General features: G+C 37.4%; 17 protein-coding genes. 14 read left to right on the forward strand and 3 right to left on the reverse strand.

What is annotated here, in order from left to right; all coding sequences use genetic code 11:
* Nucleotides 1–30: 30 nt before the first annotated feature.
* From IEW44_RS02275 to prfB, 3 genes are all read left to right on the forward strand, one after another.
* Nucleotides 31–711: an S-layer homology domain-containing protein gene (locus tag IEW44_RS02275; protein ID WP_188613396.1), complete on the forward strand. Its 681-nt coding sequence runs from the start codon at nucleotides 31–33 to the stop codon at nucleotides 709–711.
* 197 nt (nucleotides 712–908) lie between these two features.
* Nucleotides 909–3,419 carry a preprotein translocase subunit SecA gene (gene secA, locus IEW44_RS02280; RefSeq protein WP_188613397.1) on the forward strand — a complete coding sequence of 837 codons (2,511 nt, stop codon included), beginning with the start codon at nucleotides 909–911 and terminating at the stop codon, nucleotides 3,417–3,419.
* Nucleotides 3,420–3,578: 159 nt separating this feature from the next.
* A protein-coding gene (prfB, locus tag IEW44_RS02285; protein ID WP_188613431.1) for a peptide chain release factor 2 occupies nucleotides 3,579–4,680 on the forward strand; the annotation gives its coding sequence in 2 pieces (ribosomal slippage) (nucleotides 3,579–3,650 and nucleotides 3,652–4,680; 1,101 coding nt in all).
* Nucleotides 4,681–4,728: 48 nt separating this feature from the next.
* Here prfB and IEW44_RS02290 read toward each other — a convergent pair.
* Nucleotides 4,729–5,214, reverse strand: coding sequence for a competence protein ComK (locus IEW44_RS02290; RefSeq protein ID WP_188613398.1), 486 nt, complete (start codon nucleotides 5,212–5,214; stop codon nucleotides 4,729–4,731).
* 244 nt (nucleotides 5,215–5,458) lie between these two features.
* Between IEW44_RS02290 and uvrB the strand changes: the two genes are divergently transcribed.
* The 10 genes from uvrB to IEW44_RS02340 all read left to right on the forward strand — a co-directional run bounded on the left by uvrB (nucleotide 5,459) and on the right by IEW44_RS02340 (nucleotide 18,162).
* A complete protein-coding gene (gene uvrB, locus IEW44_RS02295; RefSeq protein WP_188613399.1) occupies nucleotides 5,459–7,429 on the forward strand; it encodes an excinuclease ABC subunit UvrB in 1,971 nt (656 codons plus the stop codon).
* 5 nt (nucleotides 7,430–7,434) lie between these two features.
* Entirely contained in the window at nucleotides 7,435–10,302 is a 2,868-nt protein-coding gene (gene uvrA, locus IEW44_RS02300) for an excinuclease ABC subunit UvrA (protein WP_188613400.1), read from the forward strand.
* Between the two features lie 60 nt (nucleotides 10,303–10,362).
* On the forward strand, nucleotides 10,363–11,544 hold the full coding sequence (locus IEW44_RS02305; RefSeq protein WP_188613401.1) for a DUF4097 family beta strand repeat-containing protein: 1,182 nt from the start codon (nucleotides 10,363–10,365) through the stop codon (nucleotides 11,542–11,544).
* Between the two features lie 422 nt (nucleotides 11,545–11,966).
* Entirely contained in the window at nucleotides 11,967–12,653 is a 687-nt protein-coding gene (gene ftsE, locus IEW44_RS02310) for a cell division ATP-binding protein FtsE (RefSeq protein ID WP_188613402.1), read from the forward strand.
* Entirely contained in the window at nucleotides 12,643–13,527 is an 885-nt protein-coding gene (gene ftsX / locus IEW44_RS02315; protein WP_188613403.1) for a permease-like cell division protein FtsX, read from the forward strand. Before ftsE ends, ftsX begins: the two co-directional genes overlap by 11 nt.
* 28 nt (nucleotides 13,528–13,555) lie before the next feature.
* The gene (locus tag IEW44_RS02320; RefSeq protein WP_229704132.1) at nucleotides 13,556–14,881 is read left to right on the forward strand and encodes a murein hydrolase activator EnvC family protein; all 1,326 of its coding nucleotides are present in this window, start codon (nucleotides 13,556–13,558) and stop codon (nucleotides 14,879–14,881) included.
* 136 nt (nucleotides 14,882–15,017) lie between these two features.
* Complete coding sequence (locus IEW44_RS02325; RefSeq protein ID WP_188613404.1) at nucleotides 15,018–15,620, forward strand: hypothetical protein; 603 nt, start codon at nucleotides 15,018–15,020, stop codon at nucleotides 15,618–15,620.
* Entirely contained in the window at nucleotides 15,596–16,126 is a 531-nt protein-coding gene (locus IEW44_RS02330; RefSeq protein WP_188613405.1) for a TlpA family protein disulfide reductase, read from the forward strand. The genes IEW44_RS02325 and IEW44_RS02330 overlap by 25 nt, the downstream gene beginning before the upstream one ends.
* Nucleotides 16,127–16,138: 12 nt before the next feature.
* Nucleotides 16,139–16,720, forward strand: a complete 582-nt coding sequence (locus tag IEW44_RS02335; protein ID WP_188613406.1) for a TlpA disulfide reductase family protein — start codon at nucleotides 16,139–16,141, stop codon at nucleotides 16,718–16,720.
* Nucleotides 16,721–17,007: 287 nt separating this feature from the next.
* Entirely contained in the window at nucleotides 17,008–18,162 is a 1,155-nt protein-coding gene (locus IEW44_RS02340) for a PDZ domain-containing protein (protein ID WP_188613407.1), read from the forward strand.
* A gap of 154 nt (nucleotides 18,163–18,316) precedes the next feature.
* Here IEW44_RS02340 and IEW44_RS02345 read toward each other — a convergent pair whose 3' ends face one another.
* Complete coding sequence (locus tag IEW44_RS02345; protein WP_188613408.1) at nucleotides 18,317–18,640, reverse strand: AzlD domain-containing protein; 324 nt, start codon at nucleotides 18,638–18,640, stop codon at nucleotides 18,317–18,319.
* Complete coding sequence (locus tag IEW44_RS02350) at nucleotides 18,637–19,368, reverse strand: AzlC family ABC transporter permease (RefSeq protein ID WP_188613409.1); 732 nt, start codon at nucleotides 19,366–19,368, stop codon at nucleotides 18,637–18,639. The genes IEW44_RS02345 and IEW44_RS02350 overlap by 4 nt, the downstream gene beginning before the upstream one ends.
* An 87-nt stretch (nucleotides 19,369–19,455) precedes the next feature.
* On the opposite strand from IEW44_RS02350, the gene IEW44_RS02355 reads away from it, so the two are divergent.
* Nucleotides 19,456–20,067 (forward strand): TVP38/TMEM64 family protein, encoded by a 612-nt coding sequence (locus IEW44_RS02355; protein ID WP_188613410.1) that lies wholly within the window; start codon nucleotides 19,456–19,458, stop codon nucleotides 20,065–20,067.
* The last annotated feature ends 1 nt before the right edge of the window (nucleotide 20,068 follow it).

Below are 20,068 nucleotides of genomic sequence, written 5' to 3' on the forward strand. Positions count from 1 at the left end.
ATAGGGTAAAAGGTATAAGGTGGTTATGTAATGAAACGTATGAGTAAAGTAGCACTACTAGCGTCAGCATTATGGTTTGGGGCTGTTAATGTACAAGCAGCAAGTTTTACAGATATACAAAATTTACATAAAGATACACAAAGTGAAATACATAAAGCAGTTGAGATTGGGTATTTTAAAGATGGACAAAGTTTTAATCCTACACAGCAGTTAAAGCGTAGTCATGCTACATTAACGATTGCCCGAGCGATTGCGGGTGGCTCATCTATCGAACATTTAAGACAATATGTAGACTTACATCATTTAATGGCAAATAAAACACCATTTGTTGATGTGCCTATTTCTTTTAGAGCAGGTACAGCATCACAACAAGAACTCTTTTACGCTTCACTTATTGTAAAAGATATTGGTGCTTTTACTAATCCTTACTTAAATCCGAATGGTGTATTGACAAGAAAACAAATGGCTAAAGTGTTAGTCGAGTCTTTTGATTTAGAGGCTGGAAATGAAACCATTATCTTGCATGATGTACAAGACGCTGAAACCAAACATTATACACAAATTTTAGCGTCGTTAGAAATTACAAAACCTGTAAATGGTTACTTTAAACCAGGTAATCCTGTGAATCGTGCGCAAATGGCAAGTTTTTTAGTGCGTACGTATCATACGATGCAACCTGTTGGTGAAATCCCTAATGTAGGTATCGAATAATTATTGCCGTACAGCTGAACTAGTTTTCAGCTGTATTTTTTTACGATGTGTTAGCCTCTTTGTTTATTATTTATTTGTATTAAATGGCATATGTGATATAAAGAGGATAGCGTACTTTTTACATGTGGTGACAATTTGCGCCAATGCTAACGTAAATGGTAGAATGAAAAGTGAGACTAAATAGGAAGTGACGACGCATGTTAAACCTTTTAAATAAAATGTTTGATTTAAATAAAAAAGAACTAAAAAAGTTAAATAAAGTAGCTGATGCAGTAGATGCGATGGCGTCTGATATAGAGAAATTGTCAGATGAAGCATTAAAACAGAAAACAGAAGAATTCAGACAACGCTACAAAGATGGTGAGCATTTAGATAATATTCGTGTGGAGGCATTTGCGGTTTGTCGTGAAGCATCTCGACGCGTTTTAGGCATGTATCCATTCCGTGTACAAATTATGGGGGCAGCCACACTAGATGAAGGTAATATTGCCGAGATGAAAACAGGTGAAGGTAAAACATTAACTTCTACATTAGCTGTGTATTTGAATGCGATTACGGGTAAAGGTGTGCACGTTGTAACCGTCAATGAATACTTAGCTAGCCGTGATGCTACAGAAATGGGCGAATTATACGAATTTTTAGGTTTATCTGTTGGCTTAAACTTAAACAGCTTAAGTAAAGATGAGAAGCGTGAAGCATATGCTGCTGATATCACCTATAGTACGAATAATGAGTTAGGATTTGACTACTTACGTGATAATATGGTGCTTTATAAAGAGGAACGTGTACAGCGTCCGCTTTATTTTGCGGTAATTGATGAGGTTGACTCCATTTTAATTGATGAGGCACGTACGCCGTTAATTATTTCAGGGCAAGCAGCCAAGTCTGTACAATTATATAAGCAGTCTAACGCATTTGTACGCATTTTAAAAAATGAGGAAGACTACACATATGAGGAAGAAACCAAGGGTGTAACATTAACAGAAGCAGGGATTGAGAAAGCTGAAAAGGCGTTTGGGATTGATAATCTCTTTGACTTAACCCATGTGCGATTATTACATGCGATTAATCAATCATTAAAAGCACAGGTAAGTATGCATCTAGATGTTGACTATGTGGTTCAAGATGGCGAAATTGTCATTGTTGATGGCTTTACGGGGCGTTTAATGAAAGGCCGCCGCTATTCAGATGGTTTACATCAGGCGATTGAGGCTAAAGAGGGCGTAGATATTCAAAATGAATCTATGACAATGGCTACTATCACATTCCAAAACTACTTCCGTATGTATGAGAAGTTATCAGGTATGACGGGTACAGCGAAAACAGAGGAAGAAGAATTCCGTAATATTTATAATATGAATGTTATTGCGATCCCTACTAATAAGCCAATTGCACGTGATGACCGTGCGGATTTAATCTTTGCTTCTATGGCTGGTAAGTATGAAGCAGCAGCAGCTGACATTGCAGAGCGTCACCGCAATGGGCAACCTGTATTAGTAGGGACAGTGGCGATTGAGACTTCAGAAATTATTTCGCAATTATTAGTGCGTCATAAAATTCCACATAATGTATTAAATGCGAAAAATCATGAACGTGAAGCAGAGATCATTGCAAATGCTGGTGAAAAGGGTGCTGTAACCATTGCTACTAACATGGCAGGTCGTGGTACGGATATTAAACCAGGTGAAGGTGTATTAGAGCTAGGTGGTCTTGCTGTTATTGGGACAGAGCGTCATGAATCCCGCCGTATTGATAATCAGTTGCGTGGTCGTTCGGGACGTCAAGGTAACCCTGGTGTCACACAGTTTTATTTATCATTAGAAGATGATTTAATGCGCCGTTTTGGCTCTGAAAATATGAAGAATATGATGACAAAATTAGGTATGGATGATACACAACCACTACAATCTAAAATTGTCTCTCGTGCTGTAGAGTCAGCACAAAAACGTGTTGAAGGTAATAACTTTGATGCACGTAAGCGATTGCTACAATATGACGATGTGTTACGTCAACAACGTGAAGTGATTTATGGTGAGCGTTATGCGATTTTAGAGTCTGAGAATATGCGTGAATTAGTAGAAACTATGATTAATCAAGTGGTAGAAGATACAGTGGCATTATATACACAATCCGAAAACAAAGATGAGTGGAATATTAAAGCCATCACAGATTATATGGTGAATAATTTATTTGAAGAAGGTGCGCTTGAAGAACAGCAACTTACGAATAAGACACCAGAAGAAATGGTTGCGCTTATTTTAGAAAAAGTAAAAGAACGTTATGATCGTAAGGAAGAAGAAATGACTGCTGAGCGTATGCGTGAGTTTGAGAAAGTTATTTTACTTCGCTCTATTGATACAAAATGGATTGACCATATTGATGCTATGGACCAACTTCGTCAAGGTATTCATTTACGTGCCTATGGGCAAAATGATCCATTGCGTGAATATCAACAAGAAGGTTTCCATATGTTTGAAGATATGATGGCTTCCGTACGTGAAGACGTAGCGAAATATGCTATGAAGGCGGAGATTCAATCGAATCTTGAACGAGAAGAAGTGGCTAAAGGCCAAGCTGTTAACCCAAAAGAGGAAGAAGGCGGCGGCGCTAAAAAACAACCGATTCGTAAGAAAGATGATGTTGGCCGTAATGACCCTTGTCCATGTGGAAGCGGTAAAAAATATAAAAACTGTCACGGGGCAGTGTAACATTGTCAAAAATCCAGATGATATCGTATCATCTGGATTTTTTAGCATAACGAAAAATAAGTGAGAGAGAAATACTCATATAAAGTAGTTGGAGATTGACAAGCTATCGTTTATAATGAAAGGATAGCAATTTTAACTACGTGGAGGAATTATCATATGATGGAATTAGCAGAAGTACGTAATACGTTAGACAATACAGCCAAAAAATTGGCGGACTTTAGGGGGTCTCTTTGACTTAGAAAACAAAGAGGCACGTATTATGGAGTTAGATGAGATGATGTTAGAGCCTGGTTTTTGGGATGACCAACAAGGTGCTCAAACAGTCATCAATGAATCAAATGCGTTAAAAGCCATTGTTAATCAATATCAAGAGTTAGTGGATACGTATGACAATATTGATATGACATTGGAGTTGTTACGTGAAGAGCCAGATGTGGAGTTACAAGAAGAATTAGGCGATGAAGTCGTTGATTTTAAAAAGCAGATGGCAGACTTTGAATTACAAATGTTATTAAGCGGACCATACGATGCTAATAATGCCATTTTAGAATTACACCCAGGTGCAGGTGGTACCGAATCACAAGACTGGGGCTCACTATTGCTACGTATGTACACGAGATGGGCAGAGCATCATGGTTTTAAAGTAGAAACGATTGATTATTTGCCAGGGGACGAAGCTGGTATTAAATCGGTTACATTAGGCATTAAAGGGCATAATGCCTATGGTTATTTAAAAGCAGAAAAAGGCGTACATCGTTTAGTGCGTATTTCGCCGTTTGACTCATCAGGTCGCCGTCATACATCGTTTGTGTCTTGTGACGTAATGCCAGAGTTCACTGATGATGTGGAAATTGAAGTGCGTTCAGAAGATTTGAAAATTGATACGTATCGTTCTACAGGTGCAGGTGGGCAGCACGTTAATACAACAGATTCGGCTGTACGTATTACACATATGCCAACAGGTATTGTGGTACAATGTCAAGCAGAGCGTTCACAAATCAAAAACCGTGAAAAAGCAATGAATATGTTAAAAGCAAAGTTATACCAAGTAGAATTAGAAAAACAACAAGCTGCGTTAGATGATATTCGTGGTGAGCAAAAAGAAATTGGTTGGGGTAGTCAAATTCGTTCGTATGTGTTCCATCCCTATTCTATGGTTAAAGATCACCGTACAAATGAAGAGACAGGTAATATTGGCGCCGTCATGGATGGCGAGTTAGATGCCTTCATCCATGCGTATTTACGATCACAAATGAATTAAGCAGATTAAAACACGATTTTTCCTTATGGAGAAATCGTGTTTGTTATTTTAAAATACACTATCATGTAAAATAGCAGCACGTTCTCTTTTAAAATGACGATAGAGTAAATTGGCATTGGCAAATTGTTTGAGCACAGTGACAAAACTTGCTTCGAGAGGTACAACCTCATTATTAATTAAAGTGACAGTACAATTAACTTCTGTAGGGTCAATGCGTTTGACAGCATGTAACCCAATCCATACATTACCTTCAGCAGTAGGAGAAAATGTAGGGAAGAATACGCAAGGTACACCATAATCATGTGATACAACAATGGGTAATTTATGCTGATTACCAAAGAAGTTTTTTGCATTTTTTCGTGTCATTTCATAAGAAAGCCCTAATGTTAAACAAGTTTTTCGAATCACATACATGGGCTTGCGATTAATAATGATATTTTGTTGGCGGTCAATTATTTTAGTGCGTGTTCGATGACCTGTTGTTTCGGGTAAAAGCATTAATGTATTGAATGAAATTAAGTATGTGTCTTTCATAATGAATACCTCCTTTTTGCCTAGTATACGTATAAAATGGAAAAAGGTATAAATGCATAAAAGCGTATTAGTAGATCATAAAAGATCAGTAAATCTTTCACAACTAAGACATTGGGCACACTAAAATTAAAATATCTCAAAAATGAAAAAAGAAAAATAAAAACAGAACAAACATTCTTAAAAACTCGCAATGAACAGTTTTCTTATGATAAAATGAGTCTACAAGAAAAGGGGCGATGGAGCGATGAATTTTGATTTACAATCTGCATATCAACCTAGTGGAGACCAACCACAAGCTATTGCACAGCTAACGGAAGGTATAAAAAATGATACAAAATATCAAACCTTATTAGGTGCAACAGGTACAGGGAAAACATTTACAATATCAAATGTTATTAAAGAAGTAAATAAACCAACGCTAGTCATTGCGCATAATAAAACATTAGCAGGGCAATTGTATAGCGAGTTTAAATCCTTTTTCCCTAATAATGCAGTGGAGTATTTTGTGAGTTACTACGATTATTATCAACCCGAAGCGTATGTACCGCAAACAGATACTTTTATTGAGAAGGATGCTAGTATCAATGATGAAATTGATAAATTACGTCACTCTGCCACATCAGCTCTTTTTGAGCGTGATGATGTAATCGTTATTGCATCTGTGTCATGTATTTATGGTTTAGGTTCGCCGGAGGAGTATCGAGAGCTGGTATTATCTTTACGTACAGGTATGGAGATTGAACGTAATCAATTACTACGTAAGCTAGTTGATATTCAATATGAGCGTAATGATATTAATTTTACACGAGGCACGTTTCGCGTGCGTGGTGATGTTGTAGAGATTTTCCAAGCTTCGCATGACGAGCGTTGCATACGTGTGGAGTTTTTTGGTGATGAAATTGACCGAATACGTGAAATAAATGCTTTAACAGGCGAAGTAGTAGTCGAGCGAGAGCATGTTGCCATTTTTCCAGCTTCTCACTTCGTTACGCGTGAAGAGAAGATGAAAAAAGCCATTGTTAATATCGAAGATGAATTAGCTCAACAATTAGAAGTAATGCGAGCAAATGATAAGTTATTAGAAGCACAACGTCTAGAACAACGCACCAATTATGATTTAGAGATGATGCGTGAGATGGGGTTTTGTTCAGGTATTGAAAACTACTCACGCCATTTAACATTACGAGAAGCAGGAGCAACCCCCTATACATTACTAGATTACTTCCCTAAAGATTTTTTGTTAGTAGTTGATGAGTCTCACGTAACATTGCCTCAAGTGAGAGGCATGTATAATGGCGACCAAGCACGTAAAAATGTATTAGTAGAGCATGGATTTAGATTGCCATCCGCCTTAGATAATAGACCGTTACAATTTAGTGAGTTTGAAGAGAAGGTAGGACAGGCAATATTTGTTTCAGCTACACCAGGGCCTTATGAAATTGAACATACACCGCATATGGTAGAGCAAATTATACGTCCTACAGGTTTACTTGACCCTACGATTGACGTGCGCCCAAGTGAAGGTCAAATTGATGATTTAATCGATGAGATCCATGAGCGTACGAAAAAGAATGAACGTGTGTTAATTACAACATTAACGAAAAAAATGTCAGAAGATTTAACGACTTACTTAAAAGAGCTAGGCATGAAAGTGGAGTATTTACACTCAGAAGTTAAAACGTTAGAGCGTATTGAGATTATTCGAGAGTTACGACGAGGTACGTATGATGTATTAGTAGGCATTAATTTATTACGAGAAGGTCTCGATATACCTGAAGTTTCACTTGTTACCATTTTAGATGCTGATAAGGAAGGTTTTTTGCGCTCCGAGCGGTCATTAATCCAAACGATTGGACGTGCAGCACGTAATGCGAACGGACAAGTTATTATGTATGCAGATAAAGTAACAGACTCCATGGAGAAAGCCATCTCAGAAACCAAGCGTCGCCGCGAAATTCAAATGGCTTATAATAAGGAGCATAATATTACACCGCAAACCATTATTAAGAAAATACCAGATGTAATTCGTGCCACATATCAAGCAGAAGACGATGTAACAGTGGTGAAGAAGGCACAGAAGAAGTATACGAAAGCAGAGCGTGAAAAAGTAATCGAGGCATTGACAAAAGAAATGAAAGAAGCAGCTAAAGTATTAGACTTTGAACGTGCGACAGAATTACGAGATACGATATTAGAGCTACAAGCAGAAGGGTGAATAAAGTGAAGAATACTGAAATTGTTGTGCAAGGCGCAAGAGCACATAATCTAAAAGATATTACAGTTACAATCCCAAGAGATGAGCTTGTTGTGTTAACAGGGTTATCTGGGTCGGGTAAATCATCATTAGCATTTGATACGATTTATGCAGAAGGGCAACGCCGTTATGTAGAGTCTTTATCTGCATATGCTCGCCAGTTTTTGGGGCAGATGGATAAACCAGATGTGGATGCCATTGAAGGTTTATCACCAGCGATTTCCATTGACCAAAAGACAACAAGTCGTAACCCTCGCTCTACTGTAGGTACAGTAACAGAAATTTATGATTATCTGCGTCTATTGTATGCACGTGTTGGTAAGCCAATTTGTCCTACACATGGTATTGAAATAGCTTCTCAAACCATTGAGCAAATGGTTGACCGTATTATGCAATACGAGGCACGCACTAAGTTACAAATTTTAGCCCCGATTGTAAAGGGACGAAAAGGCACACATGTAAAAGTGTTAAGCGATCTTTCAAAACAAGGTTATGTACGCGTGCGTATTGATGGTGATTTGCGAGACTTAGATGACAATATTGAATTAGATAAAAATAAAAAACACTCTATTGATGTAGTTGTTGACCGTATTGTTGTGAAAGAGGGCATTGAAACACGCTTAAGTGATTCATTAGAAAGTGCTTTGCGTCTGGCTGAGGGGCGCGTCGTTGTTGATGTGATGGATGTGGAAGAATTACTGTTTAGTGAACACCATGCTTGCCCTATGTGCGGCTTTTCTATAGGTGAGTTAGAGCCACGCATGTTCTCGTTCAACAGCCCTTTTGGTGCCTGTCAGACGTGTGACGGGTTAGGCACAAAACAAGAAGTAGATTTAGAATTAATTATACCGGATTGGAATAAATCATTAGTCGAGCATGCCATTGCACCTTGGGAACCAACAAGTTCGCAGTATTACCCACAATTGTTGGCGGCTGTGTGTCAACATTATAATATTGCGATGGATGTACCTGTTAAGACATTGCCTAAAGAACAGATGGATAAAATTTTATATGGTTCAGGCAACGATAAAATCCATTTCCATTATGAGAACGACTTTGGCAATGTGCGTGACCAACAGATTGAATTTGAAGGGGTAGTGACGAATGTTGCACGCCGCTTTAAAGATACTTCATCTGATTATGTACGTGAACAAATGGAAAAATATATGACACAACAACATTGCCCAACCTGTAAGGGTTATCGCTTAAAGAAGGAGTCATTAGCTGTCAAAGTTAATGACTTGCACATAGGTGAGGTAACGGCGTTTTCGATTGTAAATGCTGTTCGTTTTTTCAAAGACCTTACACTATCTGAAAAAGATTATCAAATTGCTCGCCTTATCTTACGTGAAATTGATGAGCGATTGAGCTTTTTAGTAAATGTTGGGCTTGATTATTTGACACTTAGTCGAGCTGCAGGCACATTATCTGGTGGTGAGGCGCAACGGATTCGGTTAGCGACACAAATCGGGTCACGTTTAACAGGTGTATTATATATTTTGGATGAGCCTTCGATTGGACTGCATCAGCGTGATAATGATCGTTTAATTGGCACGTTAAAAAGTATGCGTGACATTGGCAATACATTAATTGTAGTTGAGCATGATGAAGATACCATGTTAGCCGCGGACTATGTGATTGATGTTGGCCCTGGCGCGGGTGTGCATGGTGGACAAATTGTAGCTGCTGGTACACCACAAGAAGTGATGGCTAATCCAGATTCATTAACAGGTCAATACTTAAGTGGTAAAAAGTTTATTCCACTACCTACAGAACGTAGAAAAGCAGATGGTCGTAAGTTAAGCATTATTGGTGCAAAAGAAAACAACTTAAAAAATGTTAAAGTAGATATTCCGATAGGGCAATTTGTTGCTGTTACAGGGGTTTCAGGCTCTGGAAAATCAACATTGATTAATGAAGTACTTTACAAAACATTGGCACAAAAATTAAATCGATCTAAAGTAAAGCCAGGTGCTTATAAAGAAATTAAAGGCATTGAACAACTCGAAAAAGTAATTGATGTAGACCAATCTCCAATCGGTCGTACCCCACGCTCAAACCCTGCAACGTATACGGGCGTGTTTGATGATGTTCGAGATGTGTTTGCACAAACGAATGAAGCTAAAGTACGTGGTTACAAAAAAGGCCGTTTTAGTTTTAATGTTAAGGGCGGACGCTGTGAGGCTTGTCGTGGTGATGGTATTATTAAAATTGAGATGCACTTTTTACCTGATGTCTATGTACCGTGTGAGGTGTGTCATGGCAAGCGTTATAATAGAGAAACATTAGAAGTAAAATATAAAGATAAAAATATTGCCGATATTTTAGAGATGACGATTGAAGATGGCCTTGTGTTTTTTGAAAATATTCCAAAGATTAAACGCAAACTACAAACAATAGTAGACGTTGGTTTAGGGTATATGAAGTTAGGGCAACCTGCTACAACATTGTCTGGTGGTGAAGCACAACGTGTGAAGTTAGCATCAGAGTTGCATAAACGCTCTAATGGTAAGTCATTTTATATTTTAGATGAGCCAACAACAGGTTTACATGCAGATGATATTGCACGTTTATTGATTGTGTTGCAACGTCTAGTGGACAATGGCGACACCGTACTGGTCATTGAGCATAATTTAGATGTTATTAAAACAGCCGACCATGTGATTGACTTAGGGCCTGAAGGTGGCGATAAAGGTGGTACGATTATTGCGACAGGTACGCCAGAGCAAATTGCAGCGCATGAACAATCACATACAGGTAAGTATTTAGCGCCTATTTTAACGCGTGATAAAGAGCGTATGGCGCAGCAAATTGCAGTAGCGAGTGAAAAATAATGAAACTTTTTTAGCAGTCATAGCGTATAAATAGTAAATCATCTGGAGGAGGCTTTTATTATGCAAACTGAAAAGCAACGTATTTTACAACTGGTGTCTGAGGGTAAAATTGCGGTTGAGGAAGCAGTAACGTTATTAGAAGCACTAGAAAAACAGAATACGGCATCACCTAAGACTGAAACAAAAGTGACGCAAGAGAAGCAAGCAACGACAGAGCAACAAGAAAAAACGGACGAACAAAAAACTACGCATACAGAAAATGACCAAACACGTGAATTTTTTGAAGAAGAAATGAAAAACTTCCGCAAAGATTTATCGCAAGTAGGTTCTGTATTTATGGAGTTGTTTAATACAACGGTTAAAAAAGTGAAAGATTATGATTTTAATACGCCATTTTCATTTGGAGAGAAAGTTACTTTCCAAGAAGTGCGTACATTTGATGCAGATGATATCTCACAAGTTTTTATTGAGATGCCTAATGGTAGTGTAACAATTGAGCCTGCTGAGTTACAGGATGCACGCTTAGTATGTAGTGTTCGTACATCGCTACAAGATGATGAAGAAACGACACGTGCTAAGTTTTTAGAGCAATTTGTAGCTCAAGCAGATATGGGTACACTGCGTGTAATTAATGAAATGAAATGGGCGGTAGTGGATACTACTTTATATTTACCACAAAAAAAATATGATGAAATCAAATTACGTCTGACAAATGGCACAGCTAATTTACGTGAACTTAATGCACGTAAAGTAAAAGTGAAAACATTAAACGGGGCAGTAAAAGCGCATAGACTAACATTTGATGAAGCTAAAGTACAAACAGCTAATGGCGAAGTAGAGTTACGCTCTGTACGCGGCGAAGAACTTGAAGCCGAAACCGTTAATGGGCGTGTTTATATCGAGGGTGCATTAGTTGAAGTAGAAGCGAAATCAGTTAATGGCACAGTATCGATCACAAATTACGGTAAAAAAGCACGTAAAGTTGAGGCTGAAACTGTAGCAGGTGCGGTGGAATTATATCTTCCAAGTCACTTAGCATTAAGTGGTAAACTAGGGACTAACCTTGGTAAATTAGATGTTAATTTAGCTGATGTTAATAAAGTAGAGTCACAAGATCAAATGTTTTCCAAAACATTAAACTTCACTAAAGAAAGTGAAAATAGCAAATTATATATTGAGGGTTCATCTAAAACAGGCACAATTATCGTACGTTATACAACAATGCTTGATACAGAAGAGTAAACCATCATAAAAAATCAGTTAGCCAATTAGGCTAGCTGATTTTTTTAGTTGACTAACTTTTACGACAAAACAAAGAGTAAATCGCTATCTCTTTAGAATGACATTAAAAATAAATGTTGATTTTCCTAATCCTGTTAGTTTATGTGAGTTGCATTGTTACAGAACATTACAGTATGTGACAACGATAAAAGATAATTAATTTCACTTGAATGAGAGTAGTGTTGCGCTGCAAGGGGTATGTTGGTTAAAAGTATTGAAATTGTAATTTTCAACATTTTACGGCGTATTTCTTTTGTGATTCAAAATATGACAGTATAATACGAGATAACTCAACAATGAAATGAAATTGTAATAGTACGATAAAGTAACGGTGTTATAATGATATAGGATTTTAAAAACAGAGATTATAGGTGATTAACAATATGATACAGATGAAAAATGTCACAAAAAAGTATTCAAATGGTGTCGTAGCTGTTAATGGAATATCCATTACCATACGCAGAGGCGAGTTTGTTTATGTAGTTGGTCCTAGTGGGGCAGGTAAATCTACGTTTATTAAATTAATGTATAGAGAAGAAAAGGCAACAGCAGGTGACGTGCTAATAGATGGTGAAAATGTAGGACAATTAAAAAATCGGCAAGTGCCTCAATTACGTCGTTCACTTGGCGTTGTCTTTCAAGATTTTAAATTATTGCCACGCTTAACAGCATATGAGAATGTGGCATTTGCGCTAGAAGTAACGGAGCATACACCAGCAGAGATTAGAAAACGTGTAATGGAAGTGTTAGATTTAGTAGGGCTTTCGCATAAAGCACGCATGTTGCCGCATGAATTGTCAGGCGGTGAACAACAACGTATCGCAATCGCACGTTCCATTGTCAATAATCCTAAGCTTGTGATTGCTGATGAACCAACAGGGAATCTAGATCCTGATACGTCTTGGGAGATTATGAGCATCTTTGAAAAAATTAATGCACAAGGGACTACAGTTGTTATGGCAACACATAATAAAGAGATTGTAAATACAGCAAGACGCCGTGTTATTGCGATTGAAGGCGGTATTATTGTAAGAGACGAAGACGGAGGTGAATACGGCTATGAAAGGTAGAACATTACGCCGACATTTCCGCGAGAGTTTCCGTTCATTAGGTCGTAATGGCTGGATGACATTCGCTTCCATTAGTGCGGTGACAGTAACATTGATTTTAGTAGGTGCTTTTGCGCTGTTAATGGCTAATTTAGACAAAGTGGCTGACGATATTGAAAATGATGTTGAGATTAAAGTATTGATTGATGAATTAGCAGATAGTCAAGCAGAAGATGACTTACAAAAGAAAATAAAGGATTTACCAGATGTAGATGAGGTTGTGTATTCTTCAAAAGAGGAAGAATTAAAAAAATTGATTAAAGACTTAGGTAAAGACTTTGAACTTTGGGAACAACAAAATCCACTTCGCAATGTGTTGTATGTTAAGGCATCTAACCCTCAACAAACGGTAGAAGTTGCGAAAAAAATAGATAAAATGGAATATACAGCAGAAGTAAACTATGGTAAAGGAAAAATCGAAAAATTATTCTCTGTATTAAACTCAGGGCGTAATATCGGTTTAGTATTAATTATCGGGCTATTATTTACTGCGATATTCTTAATTTCGAATACGATTCGTATTACGATTTTGGCGAGACGTGATGAAATTGAAATTATGAAATTAGTAGGGGCAACTAACGCCTTTGTACGGATCCCGCTTCTATTAGAAGGCGCTTGGTTAGGTATTTTAGGCTCTATTATTCCGATTGCAGCCGTTTCAAGCTTTTACCCTTATTTTTATAAGCAGGTTTCACCGCGATTACAAGGGGAGTTATTCCAACTTGTCGATACAATGCCGCTTATTTATCAGGTGGATTTATTAGTTTTAGCTATAGGTGTTATTATTGGTATGTTAGGTAGTTTTATGTCAGTGCGCAAGTTTTTAAAAATATAATAATTGCCCAGAAAGGAAGTTCAGCCGAGTGACTAAAGTTAATTGGAAGAAGGGTGTTCGCGTTTTTACAGCAAGTGCTGCCATCCTTTTATGTATGCAAATGCCACAAGCAAATGCGAATGACCTATCAGAATTAAAGAATGAAAAACAGCAAGTCGAAAATAAAAACAACGAACTTAACGCAACCATTCAACAAAAAGAGTCAGAACTTCTAAATAATGTTGAAGCACAACAAAAAGCAATTGAACAAATTCAAGCGTTAACTGTGAAGATGGCTGACAATAATAAGAAATTAGACAAACTTACACAAGATATCGAACAAAAAAATAATGAAATTGCTGCATTAGAAGCGTCTATTAAAGAGTTAATTCGTAAAATTGAAGAGCGTGATGCATTATTGCAAGAACGCGCGCGCGCCATTCAAGCAAGCGGTTCTATGAATTACTTGGACGTATTGTTAGGTGCAAGTAGTTTTACAGATTTTATTGATCGCTTCAGCGCTGTTAACACATTAATTGATGCCGACCGACAAATTATGTTAGATCAAGAAAAAGATAAAAAGCGTTTGGAGGACGAACGTAAACAGTTAGAAGAAGTGAAGCAACAACTTGAAGCACAAAAAGCAGAAGCTGAAAAATTACGTGAGACATTGCTTGCTCAAAAAGCGGAGAAAGATCGCCGTATTGCAGAGTTAGAAGCGGCTGAAAAGCAATTAAAACAAGAGAAATCAGCATTAGAAGTAGAGCATGAAGAGAATGTCCAATTAACCGCTGAAATTGAACAAAAAATCATTGCTGAACAAGAACGTATCGCAGAGATTGCTCGTCAACAAGCTGAAAAGAAAGCAGCCGAAGCACAAGCACAAGCGGCACAACAGCAGCAAACGAAAAGCTCATCTACTAGTAACGTACCAGCAGCAACAGGCCCAGTGCCTCAAGTTTCAGCAGGTGCGTGGACACGTCCAACAACAGGTACTATTACTTCTCAACATGGTTTAAGAAATTTAGGTGGCAGTAATGAGTACCATTATGGGTTAGACATTGGTAATGCAGCAGGTACACCTGTTGTTGCAGCCGCAGATGGTGTCGTTTCACATGCTGCTCCATTAGGTGGTTATGGAAACCTCGTTATGATTTCACATGTGATTGATGGTGAAGTATTTACAACGGTTTATGCGCATTTAAACGGCTTTAACGTGTCACAAGGTCAAACTGTAAGTAAAGGCCAACAAATTGGTATTATGGGCTCTACAGGGCGCTCCACAGGGCCTCACTTACACTTTGAAATTCATACAGGACCGTGGCAAGGACAACAAGTGAATAATATCAATCCTATGTATTATATCCCGTTTTAAAATATCATATAATACGCAAAGCTAGCCTTGATTTCTATTCTTGGCTAGCTTTTTTATGTGTAATATTAAACAATGATAAGCAAGATACGTGCAATGGTATTTTTAGCTATGCTATGGTTGCGTAGGGAGGCGTGTTATGAAGTTTACAGATACGTATATTATCGGGAATTTAACGTTTTTATCATCGTGGTTAGCTGTGTTATTTGCCTTATTTTTCACATGGTTAATCATTCGTTTGCAATATCGTAAAGAAACTGCTCAATTGTATAGCGATTTAGCATTTACGTTTATTATTGTATGGAAATTTAGTGCCATCTTCACAGACTTTTCGATAATTGTTCAACAACCTTTATCTTTGCTGTATTTTAATGGTGGTAAAATAGGTATCGTATTCGCTTTTATTGCTGTGTGTATTCAATTTTGGCGTAAACGTATGACGGTAGATGCTAAGGAAATGGCTGTTGCCATTATGATGACACAATCTATCTTTCAATTAGCTATGGTTATCTTAAACGATAATCATTTATGGCAAGAAGTCATAACATTAGTTGTATTTTCTAGCACATTAATTTATAGCATACGTACTACGCATATCAAAATAGCCTTACAAAATTTTGCTTTTATTCATATTTTGGTTGCTTTATTACAGCCAGTACCGATTTATGCGCAATTTTCTGTTTGGTTTACCATTATAGCTGTAGGGATGTGGCGGTTATGGCAAAGGTCAATCAGAAAATAGGCTGGGGAATATGGATCTTATGCTTAGTTGTCGTTATTCTATTGATCATATATTCAATGATGAAGGCTAAACCAGATCCACAAGCACTTACAGAACTTTTCCCTGTACCTGAAGAGGCTATATCATTCTCGCTAGATACTGTTGAACAAAAACCCCTGGTATTACAAGCAGGGAAGAAACAAATTATTAACTTTTGGACAACGTGGTGCGACTATTGTAAGGAGGAATTGCCTCTTTTACAACAAGTATATGAAACGTATCGTGAGCAAGTGATAACGATTAATATGACAAATAAAGAACAAGATGAAACTGCAGCGACTCTATTTGCTCAACAACATCATTTAACATTACCAATCGGCTTGGATGTAACAGGTGATATAGCCAAAAAATATCAAGTTGTAGCTGTACCTACGACGTTTTTTATGGATGAGGATGGCAGGATTGTCCATCGTATTATGGGACCAATGGCTAAAGATACTTTACTAGATTTTTTACAGGATACATAAGGAGGTATTACTTTGAAAAAAAATATTGGGCTTATCATGGTCATTGCATTGATTGCCATTACAGTAGGTGTTTATGCAAAAGATCAAATTGCCAAAGATCGTGAAACGAAGATTGATGAATCTTTATTAGGAGCATCGATTGACTTAAATCAAAAACAAAAAGGATTGCGCAAAGGAGATACGCCTCCTGACTTTACTTTGGAGACTGTAGATGGTGAAAAACTGACATTAAGTGATTTTAAAGGTAAAAAAGTGATTTTGAATTTCTGGGCAACATGGTGTCCGCCCTGTAAAGCAGAAATGCCTCATATGCAAAAATACTATGATAAAAAAGGAAAAGAGCAAAACTTTGAGATTATTGCCGTTAATTTGACAAAACAAGAAAAGAGCAAAGACCTGGTGACAAAGTTTTTAAAAAATTACGGTATTACATTCCATGTACCATTTGATGTGGACGGCGAAACAGAGAAAGCATATAAAGTCATCACCTACCCTTCTACTTATATTTTGAATGAAGAAGGAACGATTGAGCATAGTATTATTGGACCGATGAATGAAGATATGATGGAAACGTATATTACAGGGATTGAGTAAAACGTGAGAGAAGCCATTCTCTCACGTTTTTTAGCCATTAAAGGCCAACACTTTGTATTAAGCGCATCAAAATACACGTTTTAAAGTTAAATGACGAGAGTAAAGTTCTCTCGATAAATAGTTTGTAGGCTATAAGATCATGTATGGTGTAAAAAGAGATGAGGGTTTGATGTAATCGTAGGCGGCGCTTAAAACGTTAGGGTATTTTGGTACTACGCAAGATAACTTACATTTGATACAATTAAATAATAGTAAAAATATGTTGTTTGAAAGGAGTAACGTAGCTAGTGAGTGATTATATCGTATGGATAACCGCAATTGGACAATTTTTTATTAATCCGTTGTTGTATGTCGCTACGTTAGCGGCTATTTTTTTAGGTTATCGTCGTGTTAAACAAGAAAGACGCCAATTTCATACACGTATTCGTTTTGGTTGGACGGAATTAGGAAGTTTATTAAAAGAAAGTTTTCCTTATGCTATTGTGTTATCCATCCTTTTTGTTGTAGCAGGTCTCGTTGTGTCAAAGGCTAATCTCATCTTCATTATGCTGATTAGTATAATGGCATGTGTGGCACAATTGTATCGTGCTTTATCTCCAGCATACGTATTGCCAATTGCAGTTGGTGTTATTATACTTTGTCAACAATATAATGTAACAATGCCTTTTGCTATTAATGTTGACCAACCTATTTCACTAACAGCCATTATCATTGTAATGGCGTTACTACTCATGACAGAAGGTATTTTATTACGCTATTATTATCGCCATGGCATTACGCCTGTATTACACAAAACAAAGCGTGGGATGAATGCATTGGACTATCGTCTGCGCAAGGTATGGTTATTGCCATTGTTTTTTGTGATTCCAGGACAGGATATTGCTGCATGGTTACCTTATTGGCCACAATTTACGTTAGGAGAGACGACATTTACTTTAGTATTATTTCCTTATATTATTGGTGTGGATACAGCATCACGTAGACAGCTGCCGCAACAATATTTTAAACAACTTGGTAAACATGTATTATGGTTAGGGATTATTACTTTAGTGAGCGCAGTGCTTGTTTATTATAATGAGTGGATGGGTTATATCGTAATCATTGCCGCATTTATCTGGCGTCTATTAATCACAGTTATTTTGCAATTGCAAGAGAAGAGCGCAGGGTATGCTGTTGCACCTAGTGCAAAGGGGATTGTCATTGCTGCTGTATTACCTGACTCACCCGCAGAGAAGATGGGACTACAAATTGGAGAGTGCATTGTAAAGGTAAACGGCCAAGCTGTTCATACAGAAGATGAATTATATGAGGCGTTACAAATTAATGCTGCTTATTGTCGTTTAGAAGTGTTAGATATTGATGGTGAGATACGTTATACACAGCACGCTGTTTTTATGAATGACCATTATCGTATCGGTATTTTAGCTGCGCGACCTTATTAAAATTACGCTAAACTCATAAAAATAAGTGGTAAAGGGAAAGGATGGCTTTCTCTTTACCACTTTTTACTTTTATGCGCAAAGTATGTGATATTGCAGTTAGTTTGTTTTACTGCTTGAGTACGTAATATGCAACTAATTAGGCTTCGAAACGTTATTAAAAGAAGTATCGCACAAGCGCCATAATCACAATCCCTGCCAATACAGTAATGGATAGGCTTTTTGTCCAGAGAGCAATAAATAAAGTGGGGACAAATGTGAAAAATATAGGCCATTTAATGCTGACAATTGTACCAGACGTATCGAGAAGACTTTCTATTACGAGTGCACTTAAAATACAAACCGGAATATAATGTAACCAGCGCAGTACGATGTCTGGTAGTTTAATGGCTCGTACAAAAATAAAGGGAATAACACGTGGTAGCCAAGTGACAATCGCGCATCCTATAATAATAAGTACCATTTCAGTAGTTGTTGTCATTCGGTTAACACTCCAATCGTTGCTACGATTACAGTTGCTATTAATACAGCAACGTAGGAAGGCACTAAGAAGGATAAGGTATACATACATACTGCCATCCAGCCAATTAACTTTAAATAATGCCAAACTTTCCCTTTGCCAACATTGCTTAATTGTAAGACTAAAAGTGCAATAAACATGGCGATCAAGGCGAAATCTAGCCCCCATTTTTCTGGGCTAGCTACCCATTGCCCTAAAAATGCACCTGCAATACAAGAAGCAATCCAAAAGCTATATGCTGTGATATTTAACCCATCCATCCAACGCGCATATAGCTTATCTGCTTGCATAGATTTGGTCATAGCTACACCGAAGGTCTCGTCTGTTAATAACGTGCCAAAACCGATATTACGTAGCACACTATACCTTGTTAAATAAGGTGCGACAGATAAGCTCATAAGGAGATGACGCAAATTAACAACAAATATTGTGATGATAATAGCAGAAGCAGGGCTGCCAGATAAGATGAGTGCACAAAAAATAAACTGGGCAGCACCAGCATACACAAGAATAGAAAGTAGAGCGATTTCTAATACATTTAGATGGGAAGCAATCCCTACGACCCCAAATGCTAATCCAATGCTTATGTAACCAAATAATGTGGGGATACAGTCTCTAACGCCCTGTAAGAACGAGTCGTCATTCACTGAATTTGTGATAGCTTTCACAACATTCAACTCACTTTCCATGTAATGTTATTTAATTTTCAGATATTTTAGCATTATACAAATGATAGTTATAAATTGCAATGAAATAAAGTAAAGGAGGTGGCTCAAATGATGGAATGGTTTACGATTGATAATATTGAGCATCTTGCAGAGCAATACGGCAAACTAGGGCCACTGATTGGTATATTGCTTCCATTTATTGAATCTTTTTTACCTTTCTTACCACTTGTCATATTTGTGGTAGCGAATGCAAGCGCATTTGGGTTATGGTTTGGCTTTTTATTATCATGGATTGGTACAGTATTAGGGTCTTATTTAGTTTTTTTAATTGTACGTAAATATGGGCACCATCCACGTTTAAAGCGTATTACAGGTGGTGAGAAAGTACAGTCATTAATTCGGTGGGTAGATATGAAAGGGTTAAGTCCATTATTTGTTTTATTATGTTTCCCTTTTACACCGTCTGTACTTGTTAATATTGTAGCAGGGTTAGCTAATATTCGTAAGAAATTTTACTTGATTGTGTTAATGGCAGGTAAATTTGTAATGATTTTTCTAATGAGTGTATTAGGTTATGATTTACGTGCGTTAATTTCAAGCCCAGTGAAGATGATACTTGCTGTTGTAGCAGTCATTGCACTGTGGGGAATTGGTAAGATTATTGAAATTCAATTAAATAAACGTGTGGAGCGAGATCTTCGCAATACTGACAAAAAGTGAA

The sequence above is a fragment of the Lysinibacillus alkalisoli genome, from assembly GCF_014643595.1.
Lineage (GTDB): Bacteria > Bacillota > Bacilli > Bacillales_A > Planococcaceae > Metalysinibacillus > Metalysinibacillus alkalisoli.

Coding starts and splice junctions, on each gene's coding strand:
- IEW44_RS02355 (WP_188613410.1), top strand. CDS start 19,456: ATGATGGAATGGTTTACGATTGATAATATTGAGCATCTTGCAGAGCAA.
- IEW44_RS02305 (WP_188613401.1), top strand. CDS start 10,363: ATGCAAACTGAAAAGCAACGTATTTTACAACTGGTGTCTGAGGGTAAA.
- IEW44_RS02330 (WP_188613405.1), top strand. CDS start 15,596: ATGGCAAAGGTCAATCAGAAAATAGGCTGGGGAATATGGATCTTATGC.
- IEW44_RS02350 (WP_188613409.1), bottom strand. CDS start 19,368: ATGGAAAGTGAGTTGAATGTTGTGAAAGCTATCACAAATTCAGTGAAT.
- secA (WP_188613397.1), top strand. CDS start 909: ATGTTAAACCTTTTAAATAAAATGTTTGATTTAAATAAAAAAGAACTA.
- IEW44_RS02345 (WP_188613408.1), bottom strand. CDS start 18,640: ATGACAACAACTACTGAAATGGTACTTATTATTATAGGATGCGCGATT.
- ftsX (WP_188613403.1), top strand. CDS start 12,643: ATGAAAGGTAGAACATTACGCCGACATTTCCGCGAGAGTTTCCGTTCA.
- ftsE (WP_188613402.1), top strand. CDS start 11,967: ATGATACAGATGAAAAATGTCACAAAAAAGTATTCAAATGGTGTCGTA.
- IEW44_RS02290 (WP_188613398.1), bottom strand. CDS start 5,214: ATGAAAGACACATACTTAATTTCATTCAATACATTAATGCTTTTACCC.
- IEW44_RS02325 (WP_188613404.1), top strand. CDS start 15,018: ATGAAGTTTACAGATACGTATATTATCGGGAATTTAACGTTTTTATCA.
- IEW44_RS02275 (WP_188613396.1), top strand. CDS start 31: ATGAAACGTATGAGTAAAGTAGCACTACTAGCGTCAGCATTATGGTTT.
- uvrB (WP_188613399.1), top strand. CDS start 5,459: ATGAATTTTGATTTACAATCTGCATATCAACCTAGTGGAGACCAACCA.